Genomic DNA, 15,915 nt, shown 5'->3' with positions numbered 1-15,915 from the left:
TCATGAAAAAAAACCCAAAAATATCCCGATCTATCGGCATTTTATTGCTTCTTTATTCTTGTTGCCTGATGGGCCTGTCCGGTTGTCGGAAGCCACAGGATAAGCCCAGGCAGGTAGCCGCCGGTGAATGGCCGGAAGTAACCCAAACATCAAAACCCTGGACCCGCTGGTGGTGGATGGGCAACGCAGTGGATAAGGAAAACCTGACCTGGCTGCTGGAAGAATACGAAGATGCGGGCCTGGGAGGGCTTGAAATAGCTCCGATATATGGTGCTAAGGGCTTTGAAGATCAATTTTTGGAACACCTTTCTCCAGAGTGGATGGACATGCTGCGGCATACTGTTGCGAAAGCGGATAGTTTGAACATGGGAATTGACCTGACCCAGGGAACTGGCTGGCCATTTGGCGGACCCATGGTCAGCCCTGGCCTGGCAGCCCAGAGAATGATCGTTCAAAAATACAAGTATACGGAAGGGCAAGGCCTGGACCGTCCCATCGTTCTGGAAGATAAAAGGGCCTCTCGTTTTGAATATGAACTGCACACCTTAATGGCTTACCAGGATGGGAAAGTTGAAAACCTTAGTGAAAAAGTTATTGATTCCCTTCGCCTGGACTGGGATGCCCCCGGGGCATGGGACCTTATCGCCGTCTTTCAGGCCCAGACGGGGCAAATGGTAAAAAGAGCAGCGCCAGGAGGACAAGGCTTCACCCTCGATCACTATTCAGACAAGGCTGTACAACATTATCTGAACCATTTTGAAAAGGCATTTGAAGGAGATTTTCCCGGCATCCGGTCGTTTTACAACGACAGTTTCGAAGTATATGGAGCTGATTTTACGACCGAATTTTTCAGGATTTTTGAACAAAAACGCGGCTATGATCTGAGGGAACACCTGCCGAAACTATTGGCTGAGGAGCCGGATGACATCAGCCGTCGTTTGAAATCTGATTACCGGGAGACGATCCATGACATGTTGCTGGAGAACTTTACCCAGCCCTGGACGAACTGGGCCAATAGCCATGGGAAGCTGACCAAAAACCAGGCCCATGGGTCGCCAGGTAATCTGTTGGACCTTTATGCTGCAGTAGACATACCGGAGGGAGAAACTTTCGGATCCAGTTATTTTCCGATTCCGGGCATACGAAGAGACAGTGCGGATATCAGGAACGTGGATCCCGATCCGATCATGTTAAAATTTGCCTCCTCTGCGGCACATCTGACAGGTAAAAATCTGGTGTCTACAGAGACTTTTACCTGGCTGGGAGAGCATTTTAAGTCTGCCTTCTCGCAGGCCAAACCAGAACTGGAGCAAGCCTTCCTGGCGGGGGTCAACCACATGTTTTACCATGGCGTTACCTATTCCCCCAAAGCCGTGGATTTTCCGGGTTGGTTGTTTTATGCTTCCCTGAACCTGAACACCCACAATAGCCTGTGGCCTCATTTCAAGGGTTTTAATGGATATATCCAAAGGGTGCAGTCTGTATTGCAGTCTGGTACACCTGATAATGAGCTGATGATGTACTGGCCGGTGTACGATATTTGGTCCGATCCGCAGGGATTGTCAAAAATGTTGACCGTCCATGGCATTGATGAATGGTTGCATCCCACTGCTTTTTACCAGGAATCCAAAATGCTCATGGAGAAGGGCTTTGGATTGGATTTTGTCTCTGATCGCATGATTGAGGGCTTACAGGTAGATGATGGCCGGTTTTTGGCTGCCGGTGGAGACTATCGGTCCAGGGTTTTGATAATCCCGGAGACAGCCTACATGCCTGTAGCTACCCTGCAAAATGCCATTTCCCTGGCAGAAAAGGGAGGAACGGTAATCTTTCAAAAGGCACCTCAAAATGTTCCCGGATTCCATGATCATTCTTCCAGAAAGGAAGCCCTCGATGCACTTTGGTCGGGACTATCCTTTGAAGACAAGGTCTATGGTGAAGAGGCGGTGGAAGGTGAAGGGAAGGTGATTTTAGCTGAAAATATTTTTCAGGCATTGGTAGGACTGGGAATGCAAAGGGAAAACCTGGTGGATGAGGGGCTCAAATTTCTGAGGAGGGATTTGAATGGTCAAAAATACTATTACCTGGTCAATCATTCTGGTAAAACCGTAAATAAATCCATAGACCTGCAATACGGAGGGAAGGCAGCAGTCTTGATGGATCCGCAACAAGGTATAATTGGATTGGGCAGTAATGCTGAAACAGCTGGAAAAAGCTCAGTGCGGGTAAATTTGGATCCCGGGGAGTCCCTGATTGTCCATGTGCTCAATCGGGACCCAGGGAATATCCCGAACTGGAAGTATGATAGTACCAAGCCGGAAATCGACTCTATTAATGGCCCCTGGCGTTTGGAATTCATAAATGGTGGACCAGAACTGCCCGAAGCAGTGACTTTGGATGAAATCAAACCCTGGACAGAGTTGGATGACCCGGTAGCTTTGAATTTTTCGGGACAGGCAGGGTACGAAAATTCATTTAATCTGGAGCAGGTAGATAAAAATGCCAAATATGTTTTGAATTTGGGCCAGGTGTTGGAAAGTGCCAGGGTATGGATCAATGGAAAAGAAGTGGGTTATGCTTTTGGAGTACCTTTTAAATTAGATATCAGCGAATTTGTTCAGAAAGGCAGCAACCAGCTGCGTATAGAAGTGGCCAACCTTATGGCAAACAGGGTACGTTATCTGGACCAAAACGAAATTGTCTGGAGGAATTACCATGAGATAAATTTTGTAAATATCGATTATGGCCCATTTGATGCATCAGGTTGGAAAACCATGCCCTCTGGTCTTCGCGGTCCGGTCAACCTTGAAATCCACCACTGATAAAATTTTTTGTGGTAAGCTTTACTAATTTCAATTAATTGAGTGTAAATGCGACAATTTAAAAATTTTAGTTAATTTTAGTCAAAGCATTTGAAGTGGTAATTATTGGTAGCACAAAATAACCTGAACCCATGAATGAAGTAAAGACTCTTGTTCGTCTGGATGAAAATTCACGAATACCCAAATACCAGCAAATCGTCAATTCAATCATTGAAGACATAGAAAATGCCCATTTGCTGGTCGGGGATAAAATTCCTTCCATTAACGAAATTAGTGAAGAGCATTACCTTTCCAGAGATACAGTAGAAAAGGCCTACAATCAGCTGAAGGAGAAGAAAATCATCCTTTCAGTTAAGGGCAAAGGTTACTATGTGGCCAAAAATATCTCCACATCTAAATTAAGCGTACTTTTTTTATTGAACAAACTGAGTAACTATAAGCTTAAAACATATAATTCCTTTATCGACAGCATGGGGGCTGATGCCCAGGTGGATTTGAATATTTATCACTGTGACCCCAGATTGCTGAAGAATATTTTAAATGAAAACATGGGCGCCTATGACTATTATGTGCTGATGCCTCATTTTAAAAGTGAGCATGAAGGTCATTACAATCTGGATGAGCAGGTGATGCGCTGTCTGAAAAAGATACCCAGTGAAAAATTGATCATCATGGACAATCAAATCCCTCAATTGGGTGAAAGTGTGTCGGCGATCTACCAGGATTTTAAAAATGACATTTATAATGCACTTTGCGAGGGTATTTTCCAATTGCAGCATTACGAAAAGCTCATGCTTGTCTATCCTTTGGAAACCGTTTACCCTTATCCCAAAGAAATACTTATGGGGTTTAAAAAATTCTGCCAGGATTTTGATTTTGATTTCGAAGTTTTGGAAACAGTGTATCCCGAAATGGAGCTCAGACCAAAAGATGCCTTTGTGGTCATAGAGGAAAATGATCTCGTAAACCTCGTTAAACAGGTTAGAGAGCAACATTATGAATTAGGCAGGGAAATCGGAATTATTTCCTATAACGACACCCCATTGAAGGAGCTTTTGGGTATCACCGTTATTTCCACTGATTTCAAGCTGATGGGAGAGACTGCGGCTTACATGATCAAGAAAAACAAGAGGGAAGCGGTAAAAAATGTTTTCAAATTCATCAACAGGGGATCAATTTAGGCAGGGCAAATGGCGTGTCGATCAATCGTTGTTTTGAATTTTGGTTTCCTGTAAGGGTAAACCTATTCCCGAAGTCAATGAATTACCATCATCTAAAATTCACTGAATCTCAATAAAAGCTTAATCACCCCACCTTATTTATGGAAAACAGAAAAAGTCTTGTAGCCCGTTTAAATGCAGTAAATGAATACGAGCAACAAGCTATACCTAATAACAAGCTTAAAGGCTGGCGGAGTTTTTTAGGAACTTATGCGGGGGAGCATACTGCTGGTACCGAATTCGTAATCGGGCCCTTGTTTGTAGCCCACGGGGCAAGTGCCATTGACCTGGTGACCGGGTTGATTCTGGGAAATATTCTGGCTGTGTTAAGCTGGGCATTTCTTACAGCAAAAATTGCCGTGAAGACCAGAGTTACGCTTTATTTTTTATTGGAAAAAATTGCAGGAAAGAGATTTACGCTGATTTATAACCTGGTTAATGCAGGTTTGTTTTGTTTTTTGGCAGGCTCCATGATTGCAGTGGCAGCTACTGCAGTAGGAATTCCTTTCGACATGACCATGCCACAGTTGACAGATATTTATCCCAACAATGTGGGTTGGGTGACCACGGTTTTTGCAGTGGGGGCAGTGACTACCGTCATAGCCATGTTTGGCTTTGATCAGGTATCCAAGTTTGCCATGGTAGCAGCTCCATGGATGATCATGGTGTTTATAGCGGCTGCCCTGGCAGTTTTACCCAGGTTGGGTGTAACAGAAGTGGCCTCGTTTTGGTCAGTAGCAGAAAGTACCATTTGGACCGGTACTCCCTTGGAGGGTCAAAGTAAATTTGGTTTCTGGCACATCCTGTTCTTCGCCTGGTTTTGCAATATGGCCATGCATATCGGTATGGCGGATCTGTCCTTATTAAGGTATGCCAAAAAATGGCAGTATGGTTTTTCTTCTGCCACTGGCGTCTTTTTGGGACACTTCATTGCCTGGATAGCTTCCGGGATTTTGTATTCCCTGTTTTTGATCGAATCTGAAGGAAGTCTCACCTTTGCCCCGGGCCCTATTGCCTACAGTGCGGTAGGGGTGGCGGGAGCGATATGCGTGGTGATTGCAGGCTGGACTACTGCCAATCCAACCCTATACCGGGCAGGCCTGGCGATACAATCCATCAATCCTAAATGGAAAACCTGGAAAGTAACCTTATTTGTAGGCTTGTTTACCACTGTTGCTGCCTGTTTTCCGGCCCTGGTCATGATGCTGCTGGAGTTTGTAGCCTTGTACGGCTTAATCCTTATGCCGGTTGGAGCCGTGATTTTCATTGATGTTTACCTGCTGGAAAGAATCGGACTTCAATCCAACTATGCTGAAGGCAGGGGTATTTCCCTGAACTGGTCAGTGGCCCTGACCTGGTTGATTACTTTGGCTTTCTGTCTGCTACTGAATCTGGTCGTGGGTATTGAAATATTCTTCCTGGGCCTCCCGGGTTGGTTTGTTGCCGTACTGGTGTATGTTGTTTCTGCTAAAATTATTCAAAGAAAATGAAGCTGCTGATAAAAATTATTTCTTTTCTGGGCCTGGGCCTGAATATCATTCCTGCAATTCTTGTTTTTGGCACCTATATGTCCGCAGATACCTGTAAGCTTCTGATGTTGATCGGTACCGTATTGTGGTTTGGTACTGCCCCCTCATGGATGAATAAAAAGGATGCGGATCCGGCCGGGGAATAAAACCCAATAAAACAGCCATTAAGCAGCAGGTTTTCTTCAAGTATAAAGCTGGGACAAGAATAATCCTCCTTATTACTGATCTATCCAAAATTAAAATTTTTATTGTAAGGTGTTTTCCTTAAATTGAAGCCATCAGGCAAATTAGGGTCCACCGATATGAAGTTCAAGGATTTACGCATTTGGATTTTTATTTTTGGGAGCATGTTGCTGATCGGTGCCTACCTTTATCAACACTCCAAAACCAATCAATCCCAGCTTGAATCCCAGGGGATCAAAGCCATTTACCTGGCCAAGCATAATTTTATTGATGCTTTCTACAATTACCACGTTCAGTTGGAGGGGTACTTTAAAAGGAACTTTTATACCTGGGGTGGAGGACAGGGGCAAAGTGCCGCTGCTCAAATGGTAGGCCTGATTGATAGAAAACCGAAATTTGGAATAGAAAAAATTAAAAATCTTCAGGAGGATCCTTCCCTGGACAGGCAGATTTTTGCTCAGGGTGGTATTTCCCTGGCAAAAAAGGATTCGGCCTTTCTGATTAAAGTAAAAGGGTTTCGGTTTTTTCTGGATGATACGACCCGGTCAGGAGACCTACCTGAATTGAATAATATTTTGCTTACCGAAAAAATAGGAGAGGTTTTGGGCCAAACATTTGACAGGAATAGTTTGGTGGGTAGAGGATTTGAAGTAGACCATTCCGTTCCGGTTTATTCCCTCATGGAAAACAATATTCAGAGTTTATTTTTTGACAGGTTGTTTGTCCTGGATAGTGCGGGTGCGGCCATTTATCCCAATGAGGTGGCGGGCCTTCCCGTCATTGATACGGATTCCTTGAAAGGCAAGCTAAATGTAGGAGAAAGGGAGCTTACCATCAGCATTTCCGGGGATGAATACCAGGGGTTTTTATCTCCCGCCGTGATAGGTAACCAGGTTTTTTATTTGCTGGGCACCAAGGAAAAATCTCAGTTTGAAAGTGTAGCGCTAAAGATCAATTTCAAAGTACTCAGCACATTTCTCACCCTTTTGTTATTGATTTTTGTCTCCATCCCCATCATCAGTATATTTAATCTGGGAGACGGAGATGTACTGACAAAAAAAAGGGTGTTGGGCCTGGGCTTATCCTTGATTGTGGTGATGGTGATTTTGGGCTTTTTTTCGTTCTCTCTGGTTCAGAATTACCGGAGCCATATTCCTTCCGACCAGTACGTTCGGGATTTGAAATTTTCATTTTCCGAACAAATTGACAGTTTGAAAACATCTTTGGACCGGTTCAGAATTCATTTGGAAAAGGGCAATATTGGCTCCGATACTGTAATTCAATCCCTGAACAGGAAAAATAATGTCAACGAGTTTCTTGAATTTGATTTGACGGGAAACATTCAGACCATGCTCATACCGGATACCACAGCCGTGGATGGTTCAATAGATTTTGGTGATTTCCCTTTTGTTTCCATTGCAAATAGGGATTATGTGCAAGCTCTTCCCGAATCCCCGGAAAAGCATTTTATCAGTGCGCATTTTTCCAAATCTACCGGCAATCTGGAGGGGGTCATTAGCAAGCGGGCGGACAGTCTGGGCTATGCATTGACCTTTAGCCTTGATTCCCTTGCCCCGAAAATCAGTCAAAACCAAAGGTTTTTTATTTTCAAGCCTGATGGAAAGGTGCTCCTGAAAAGCCAAAAAGTTAATATTCCAATTAATTACCTGCAGGAAGGGGTGGGAGAACAAAAGTGGCAGGAAATCAGGACTTTGATGGGTAATAATCAAAATGCCGCCTATGAACATGTATGGAAGACCCCCATTTATGTAAATGGCCATGAATATGAGGCTTTATTGAGTCGGATACCTTCAGGGCAATTTGTAGCTGAAAATTGGGTGTTGTACCTGGAAGATAAAAACCTGCAGCATACCTTGCATTCCCTGGCCTCCCTTGAAGCCATCACCGTATTTCTACCCTATTTGTTGGTTTTGGTATTGCTTGGTCTTTTAACGCTAATCACCAATAAATCCAGTATTTACCTGGCCTTTGAGGACTTTTCCTTTGCCTGGTACAGCCCTTCCCCCGCTAAAAGAATCAAATTCATATGGTTGAATGTGATTTTGTTTTTTGATTTGATCCTCTTTGTGGGGGTGTATCTTTTTTTACCTTTAAGTATATTCAATATTTATCTTTGGTCTGCTCTTTTTGCCATTCAATCCGGAACCTGTAATTTTTTGATGTTATCTACTTCAGGAACTGGTGCTCAAAAGAAAAACATCAATGGGTTTTTGATCATGGTAACCTTGCTTTGGTTGATTTTGGCCTATCTGTTGGTTGTTTTGTCCCGAGGTACCATTGAACCCTTTTATTTTTCAGTTTCGATTCTGGTGCTTATCCTGATGGGATCCTTGCAGGTACTTTGTTATTACCTGTCCAAAACAGGAGAATTTCCCAGGTTGGCACCGGATATGTGGTCTCCGGACAGTAAGATTGGAAAGGTGCATCGCTGGCTCAACGATTTTTGGAATAAGCTAACGGGTGTGCACGTGGATAAAAGGGTTTATGCACTGAATTTTCTGCTGTGGTTGCTCATCATTGGTTTTTTACCAGGCTATTTTATTCACAGGCAAATATTTAATCAGGAAAAGTTCATTTGGGATCAAATCAGTAGCGAAGAAGAACCAGAAGTACAGGGGAATAGTATCACTGATGCCTTTTATTTGGAATTGATTGGGATCCACGAGGAATTCAGAAGGACCAATTTTGGAAGGTTTTCCAACCAGGATGATGAGTTGGTCAGGGATTTCATCGCTCCGCCACATGAAGTACTGGTGAAAGCCTTTAAACGGCCACCGAATTTTGTTCTTGGTGAATTTTTTAAAAAAGGTTTTTTTGGGGAAATCCTAAAGTCCAACTTGCTGCTTTTGCTTCCCTTATTTCTGGTTTTGATTTGGCTTTTCAATATGATCATGAGGCTTGGCAATAAGATTTACCTTATCGATTACCACTTTGCCTATGGGTCGTCCTCCCTTCCACATGCTGCCAGGAAACAAAAATACAGTTTTATCATAGGGGTGGATGCCCTGCGGTCCAGGGCATGGATTTGCCATGAATTTGGTTTGACCTCAGAAGAACTGTTGTTTATTAATGCAGGGGAAGATTCCCTGGAAATGCCTGCCCCTGAGCCGCATCACAAGGGGGTAGTGTTTGAAAACCTGCATTGTCTGGGTAACGCAGAAGGGGTATTGCAGGCTATTTTGACTTTTCGGAAAAAATATTCCGGAAAAAGCCATTACTTTTTCGTGACTTCCGGAAAACCTCTTCAGGAAATTTTAAGGCCAGATACCCCAAAGCAGCAACGTTTAATGATCACGGAGGTTTTTTCTGAATACCTGTTCCAGTATGTACCATTGGATTTCCAAAATGAAGCCATTACCCTTCCCTATATTGAGCTGGAATGGGAGCTATTGGGTATGGATGAAAGAAAGCATTTTAAGCAAAGGGCGGAAAGTATTTTGTTCAATGATCCAAAGACATTGGAACTGGCAACTGAGATAGCCTATGGCCCGAATGCACATACCATGGCCTCACTAATTACGGAAGAGTTGTCGCGTGATCCATTGGAACAGCCCTTGTCACTGGAAAGATATGAGAAGTGTATCCTTTCTATTCAAAGATATAATAAGGCCTATTTTTTAAATATTTGGGCAGAATTAAGCCTAAAGGAAAGGAAAATGGTTTACAACTATGCAACTGAGGGATTTATCAATTTTTTTAACAGGGAAACCATGACGGCCTTGATCCAAAAAGGTATAATCAAGATGAATACCGGCAGGGACGGTTTAGTGCTTTTTTCCAAGAGCTTTAGAAACTTTGTATGCCTGTTTGTAAGTGAAGAAGACCTGTCCAGGTTCAAGCAAGATGAAAGAAAGTCTGGCAATGCAAAAATGATTCAGGCAGCAGTTTTTAGTTTTGTATTGATTTGTATTGCACTGATCAGTTTTTATGACCCGAATATTTTGAACGAAACATCTGCCTATATTAGTGGTATTTTAGGTTTGGTAGGTACGGTTTATAGTATTTTGGCAAAAGGATTCACCAAGGTGCCAGAATTAGATAATTCCTAAATACTTAAAATAACAATATTGGTACTGTAATTGTTGTATTTTATCATGTGTTATAAAAGATCAGTATTGTATTTGGTTAAAAATTTAACAAAAAGTATAATCTTCTGACCTCCTTTTTTTATGATGCTATTTATTATAAAAAAACACAAAATAGATTGCGTTGTTTTATCCTATTATATACATTTGAAAACACAAGAAACATTAATCGACCGTAAAAGCCACAATATGGGATAAAACTCTACGTTATTTAAACATAAGTTTTATGAGCAAAAGGGTAGGACCTAAAGACAGTGAATTGATTTCACAGTATAGAAATGGAAGCGAAGTTGCCTTTGAAAGGTTAGTTGATAAATACAAGACCAAAGTATATACAACCATATTGATGATAGTGAAGGAGCAAGGGGTGGCTGAAGATCTATTGCAAGATGTATTTGTAAAAGTTGTTCAGACACTCAATTCTGACAGGTACAATGAGGAAGGGAAGTTTCAACCATGGTTGATGCGGATTGCTCACAATCTGGCCATTGATCATTTTAGGAAAATGAGACGCTATCCCACGGTAGTGATGGAAGACGGATCGAATGTTTTCAATACCATGCATTTTGCTGAACAAAATGTGGAAGACATGAAGGTCAGGGATGAAACCTACGAATTGGTCAGACAATTAATTGATGAATTGCCGGAAAGTCAGAAGCAGGTATTGATCATGAGGCATTACATGGATTTAAGTTTCCAGGAAATTGCTGAGCAGACGGGAGTGAGTATCAATACAGCTTTGGGAAGGATGCGCTATGCGCTTATCAATCTAAGAAAGAAACTTAAACAAATAAATATCGCCTATGACCAAATCTTTTACCCAAAGTGAGCTGATAAGATTTATTTATCAGGAAATGACGGAGGAAGAGAATGAAACATTGATGCAGTCTTTAAAAAAAGACCCCTTACTGATGCAGGAATACATTGACCTGCTAAGTACTGTAGAAAAACTGGATCAATTGCTTCTTGAACCCTCTGAGAGCATTGTTTACGCCATTAAAAAAAGGGCCCGGTCCCGTGGACTGGAAAAAGTTTAACACCAACAAAAAACTTATTCCACCTACCGTTAGCAGCTAACGGTAGGTTTTTTTATGAAGAAAATCTCCTCAAAACCGCTGATTGATTTCGTTTCTGGATATTTAGAAAGAAAAATTTGTTTTAAGCTAATATGTTAATAAAAGATAGGTATAAGGCTTTCGTTGATCATTTTTCTGAAAACATGCCTGTTGCAGAGACAGAGCTCCATTACGAATCGCCCTATCAGCTCCTTCTTGCAGTGGTATTGAGTGCCCAATGCACAGATAAGCGAATCAACATGGTCACACCTGCCCTATTCAGGGATTTTCCCGGCCCGGCCCATCTTGCAGCCAGTGACTTTGATCAATTGTTTCCCTATATTCGTTCCGTCTCCTACCCGAATAACAAAACCAAACACCTGTTGGGCCTGGGAAAGATGCTTATGGAAGAATTTGACGGGGAGGTTCCGTCCACCGTACCGGAATTGATGAAACTACCGGGTGTAGGTAGGAAAACAGCGAATGTCATCACCAGTGTGATCTGGAACCAGCCTAATATGGCTGTAGATACGCATGTTTTCAGGGTATCCAAAAGACTGGGGCTGGTACCACAGACTGCTAAAACCCCTCTGGAAGTAGAAAAAAGCCTGATCAGGCACCTTCCGAAAGAAGTCATACACCAGGCACATCATTGGCTGATCCTTCATGGACGATATGTTTGCCTGGCCAGAAAACCAAAGTGTCAGGAATGTTCCATTACGTCCATTTGCCGGTATTTCGAAAGAAGCAGGGTCCAAACAGACCTGGAAGAAATCACCAAAGACAAAACCAAAGGTACCTGACATGTGTGGCGTACACCTTTTGGTGAGTACTTCTGGTAAAAACGAAGATCACATTACTGCCATGATGCAGGCTTGCCAACACAGGGGGCCTGACCATTCCTCCTGGGAAAAAGTTGCGGCTGGGGCTTACCTGGCAGCAAACAGGCTAAAAACCCTGGATCTACGGGCAGAGGCCAACCAACCTCTTTTTCATAAAGAAAGCGGCGCATTCCTTTCCTGGAATGGTTTTTTATACAATTACCAGGATTTAAGAAATCAACTGATCCATGAAGGGGTGAAATTCAAAAGTACTTCTGATGGGGAAGTCTTGTTGGAATGGTTGCTCAAAAAAGGAAAGGCAGGGGTAAAACTGGTTCAGGGCATGTATGCCTTCGCTTTTGTGCACGAAAACAAGGTTTTATTGGGTAGAGACCCTGTTGGAATGAAGTCCCTGTATTTTGCCAGGAACGAGCACAGCCTGGTCTGTTCCTCAGAATGCCGCTGTCTGCTGGCATCGGGTCTTTTTCCTAAAAAAATCGATAAAAATCAGGTCCTGCCCTATTTCTACCTGCGACATGCTATGCCCCGGCATTCCTTTTATTCGGGGATTGAAGAACTGGCAGCAGGGGAGTTGAGGGAATTCAATTTGGATGCCGGTCAAACCCGGTCAAAACACATTGATTTGCTTGTTTCAGCTCAAAAACCAGCGCTAAATGTCAACTCCTTTGAAGAAGTTTTGACCGATGCGGTATTGAAGCATTTTCATGCAGATGTACCTGTGGGTTTGATTCTGAGTGGCGGTGCTGACAGTTCCCTATTGTACCATCTATGGTATAAGGAAACCGGCACTTCATTACCTACCTTTACGGTTGGTTTAGAACATCCTTATAATAGAAAATACAAGGATCCTGAGTTTGCTTCATTGCTGGCCAGAAAATTTGGTGGGCGGCATCATGAGGTTAGGATTTCACCGGAATGGTTTTTGGATAACTGGCCGGAATATATCCGTACACTGGATCAGCCAGTAGGAGATAGTGCGGGCTTCCTCACATGGGCTGTTGCCAAAAAAGCTAAGGAATCGGTAAAAATTTTGATTAGTGGCGTTGGGGCAGATGAGCTTTTTTCGGGTTATAACCGGCACATTGCCTTCAGGAAATTCCTGAAACACCCCGATTATTGGCTATGGGCAGCTTCCCTTCTCAAAGGTGTACCTGTTTGGGGTAGGGGCAGGAAAAAGTTTTTATCTTCCATACAGGATACAGCCCAAAGGACTTTCATGAACTTTGCTGCTCTGAATCCACTTCCTGATGAATTGGCAGAGGCCCTTGACCCTTTCTATCCAGTGGGGAAGGATCATTTTAAAAATGCCTTGGAATGGGACAGAAAGATTTATCTGGTGCAGGATTTGTTGAAAATTCATGACAATGCCTGTATGTCCCAAGGCATTGAAGGGAGGGCCCCGTTTTTGGATTGGCAAGTGGTGGATTTTAGTAACAGGTTAAGTGAACAGGAATTACTGCAAACAACATCCAAATTTTGGATCAAATCTATCCTGATAAAAAATGGCCTGGAAAAGTTTGCCAATCGGAAGAAACTTGGCTTTGGCTTGCCCCTCAAAGAATGGCTTACCAGGCATCCTGGATTCAGGGATAGTGTTTTGTCCGCAATAAGGGAATTTGGCCAGATTCATTCGGACCTGGTACCCCTGGAATGGCAGGACCTTGTCAAAAAGCCTGAAAATTATATAGCAGAACATTTTTTAGTTTTATTCAATGTCTTTTTATTGTCAGGCTGGATGAAAGCCAACAGATTATGAGGATTATTTATATTCATCAATATTACCTTACCCCAGGTCAGGGAGGAGCAATCAGATCCTACCATTTGACCCAGGGCATGTCTGCTGAAGGGTTGACAGTAGAGGTGATTACGGCCCATAATGGGAAGAATTATGGTATTCGCTGGGATGGAAAGGTAAAAGTTCACCTTTTGCCCGTGGCCTATGACAATAAGTTCAATACTTTACAAAGGTTATGGTCCTTTTATTCCTTTGTCAGGCAAGCCAAGAGTTTAATCAACAAGGAGGATTTACCGGATTTGTTTTACATCACTTCTACGCCCCTATCTACAGGGGAAATAGGCATTTGGGCAAGGAAAAAGTGGGGTATTCCATTTGTATTTGAGGTTAGGGATCTTTGGCCAGAAGCTCCGGTTCAGGTTAAGCAAATTCGAAATCGGTTATTAAAAAAGTGGCTCTATGGCATGGAATATAAAATCTACCGGAAAGCAAGTGGGATAGTGGCGCTATCTCCAGGTATTCAGTACTATGTAAAAAAACTAGTGCCTGAGAAAAGTGTGGAAATGGTACCAAACTTTTCGGATACGGATTTTTTCAGCAGGAAAGAAACAGAAGCGCATAACAGGGATTTTGTAAGCCAACCATTGACCCTCATATATGCAGGTGCTATTGGGCAGGTAAATGGGCTATACCAGTATTTGGAATTGGCCGCTGCGGCAAAAAAACACCGTAAAAACTGGCGGTTTCAGTTAATGGGCAGAGGGAATCAACTGAAGGCTTTGAAAAGAGATGCGAAAGCAAAAGCGCTAGACAGGGTGGATTTCCTTCCTTACGGAGATAAAGCTGAGGTGAGGGAGCGCATGAAAAAAGCAGATTTAGCCTACATTTCCTTTTTGCCCCTCAAGGTACTGGAACTTAGTAGTCCCAACAAATTTTTTGATGCCCTGGCCATTGGTTTGCCTGTAGTGGTAAATTTCAAGGGCTGGATTTGGGACTTGATTGAAGGGAATGGGATAGGTTTTTACCATGACAGCTTCAATCACGAATTGTTGATAGCTTCACTTGAAAATCTGGAGAACTCTCCTGAATTGTTGAATGAAATGAACCTCAAGGCCAGGAAGCTGGCCAAAAAGAGTTTTGGTAAGCGCCACATGATTTCCCGGATATTGAAAATAGTGGAGGGATTTGGAAATCCTTCAGGCCCTACATCACCGGGGCTTGTATCCTGATTTCCTGAAAATCTCCCGGGCATCGTCTTGCTCCATTAATTCCTGAAGACTGAGATCATTGTTGATCAGGTAATCATCCACGATGTTCCAACCCAGCCACCTGCCGATTCTTCCGGGTGCATCCGGACTGATCACATCGGTAAATGGGGCCTCACCAGTATACCTTCGGATCTCAAAGGGATTGGTTTCGTAGAGCAATTCATTTTCTATAAAATGCCCCCAAATCATTTCCTCGTTGGCATAACTGCCCAGTATTTCCTTGGTTTCATAGCCGATGATGTATTCATCTGGCGTGCATGGGAGGATGGTTTTGGTAAAATGATAGGCTTTTCCATAAAAAATCATTTCTGCCAAAAGTGTCCTGTCTTTTACCTCGATATGATTGAACTGAGAGGAAAGCGCAGTGACGATGGTAGGGACAAGGTGCTGTTCGTTGTATCTTTTTAAGATGTAATAGGGAAGGTCTACAGGTTGAAAAGGATGATCTTCCGGAAGAAAATAATCCAGACCAATGACAATGATGTCCTCGTTGATGATCAGGTCACTGCCAAAACCGGTCACAAAGGTATAAACCTGTGGGATTTTAAAATCGGGGTAATGGTGTTTGATTCCCCGAAAGGCATTTTCCAAAGACTTCTCAATATTTTCGATATTGTCAAAATGCGCCTTTACCTCCTGATATAAATCTTGCATGGCACTGTCTCCATGAATCTTGAGCAACTCATCAACCATTTGATCCTGATTTTGGAATCCCATATTATCAAACATGGCCGCAGAGAACTCAGGATATTTTTCCTGGTTGTAGAGCAGCTTTTCCCGGGTTAATTCCTCAAAATACAAATCCTCCATCCTCACAATCTCCAGATCAACCGGGATTTTCAAATATGCCTCAGGTAATTCGCAGGTGTCCTTAGATCGGTTGCAACTGATAATAGCCAATACGGATAAGAGGGTTATCGCAGTGAGTTTTATTTCTTTCATGCAAACAAAGGTAGTTTTAAAGACCTGATATAACATTATTTTATCCATTATGATCAGTAAACGTTATTTCATGCCTGAAGGATATAGGGTAATTTTTTTAATTAATTGTATATACAGACAAATAAACCTAAATAATTATGTCGTTTGTTAACCAAAAGATATTATTTATACCAAAATGTATAACTATCAGTCTTAGGATCAGTTGTGTTCATG

General features: G+C 42.6%; 11 protein-coding genes. 10 read left to right on the top strand and 1 reads right to left on the bottom strand.

From position 1 onward, the window contains the following. Positions 1-2: 2 nt before the first annotated feature. The 10 genes from HUJ21_RS00490 to HUJ21_RS00445 all read left to right on the top strand — a co-directional run bounded on the left by HUJ21_RS00490 (position 3) and on the right by HUJ21_RS00445 (position 14,721). A complete protein-coding gene (locus HUJ21_RS00490) occupies positions 3-2,822 on the top strand; it encodes a glycosyl hydrolase (RefSeq protein ID WP_291366361.1) in 2,820 nt (939 codons plus the stop codon). A 131-nt stretch (positions 2,823-2,953) separates the two neighbouring features. After that, positions 2,954-4,003, top strand: a complete 1,050-nt coding sequence (locus tag HUJ21_RS00485; RefSeq protein WP_291366359.1) for a GntR family transcriptional regulator — start codon at positions 2,954-2,956, stop codon at positions 4,001-4,003. A 140-nt stretch (positions 4,004-4,143) separates the two neighbouring features. Continuing rightward, a complete protein-coding gene (locus HUJ21_RS00480) occupies positions 4,144-5,532 on the top strand; it encodes a hypothetical protein (RefSeq protein WP_291366357.1) in 1,389 nt (462 codons plus the stop codon). Further along, positions 5,529-5,717 carry a hypothetical protein gene (locus HUJ21_RS00475; protein ID WP_166148879.1) on the top strand — a complete coding sequence of 63 codons (189 nt, stop codon included), beginning with the start codon at positions 5,529-5,531 and terminating at the stop codon, positions 5,715-5,717. The genes HUJ21_RS00480 and HUJ21_RS00475 overlap by 4 nt, the downstream gene beginning before the upstream one ends. 156 nt (positions 5,718-5,873) lie before the next feature. Continuing rightward, on the top strand, positions 5,874-9,824 hold the full coding sequence (locus tag HUJ21_RS00470; protein WP_291366354.1) for a hypothetical protein: 3,951 nt from the start codon (positions 5,874-5,876) through the stop codon (positions 9,822-9,824). A gap of 262 nt (positions 9,825-10,086) precedes the next feature. Then, on the top strand, positions 10,087-10,689 hold the full coding sequence (locus tag HUJ21_RS00465) for a sigma-70 family RNA polymerase sigma factor (protein WP_166148875.1): 603 nt from the start codon (positions 10,087-10,089) through the stop codon (positions 10,687-10,689). Then, positions 10,664-10,897 carry a hypothetical protein gene (locus tag HUJ21_RS00460; RefSeq protein WP_166148873.1) on the top strand — a complete coding sequence of 78 codons (234 nt, stop codon included), beginning with the start codon at positions 10,664-10,666 and terminating at the stop codon, positions 10,895-10,897. The genes HUJ21_RS00465 and HUJ21_RS00460 overlap by 26 nt, the downstream gene beginning before the upstream one ends. A 131-nt stretch (positions 10,898-11,028) precedes the next feature. Continuing rightward, a complete protein-coding gene (nth, locus tag HUJ21_RS00455; RefSeq protein WP_291366351.1) occupies positions 11,029-11,718 on the top strand; it encodes an endonuclease III in 690 nt (229 codons plus the stop codon). 1 nt (position 11,719) lies between these two features. Then, complete coding sequence (gene asnB, locus HUJ21_RS00450) at positions 11,720-13,513, top strand: asparagine synthase (glutamine-hydrolyzing) (protein WP_291366349.1); 1,794 nt, start codon at positions 11,720-11,722, stop codon at positions 13,511-13,513. Continuing rightward, on the top strand, positions 13,510-14,721 hold the full coding sequence (locus tag HUJ21_RS00445) for a glycosyltransferase family 4 protein (protein ID WP_291366347.1): 1,212 nt from the start codon (positions 13,510-13,512) through the stop codon (positions 14,719-14,721). Before asnB ends, HUJ21_RS00445 begins: the two co-directional genes overlap by 4 nt. Here HUJ21_RS00445 and gldB read toward each other — a convergent pair. Next, positions 14,701-15,702 (bottom strand): gliding motility lipoprotein GldB, encoded by a 1,002-nt coding sequence (gene gldB / locus HUJ21_RS00440; protein ID WP_291366345.1) that lies wholly within the window; start codon positions 15,700-15,702, stop codon positions 14,701-14,703. The two genes, HUJ21_RS00445 and gldB, sit on opposite strands and share 21 nt — an antisense overlap. Positions 15,703-15,915: the final 213 nt, after the last annotated feature.

The sequence above is a fragment of the Cyclobacterium sp. genome (assembly GCF_014762705.1).
In the GTDB taxonomy this organism is placed as follows: domain Bacteria; phylum Bacteroidota; class Bacteroidia; order Cytophagales; family Cyclobacteriaceae; genus Cyclobacterium.
Note: the sequence above shows the minus strand (reverse complement) of the source record. Positions and strands in the feature narration are given on the sequence as shown.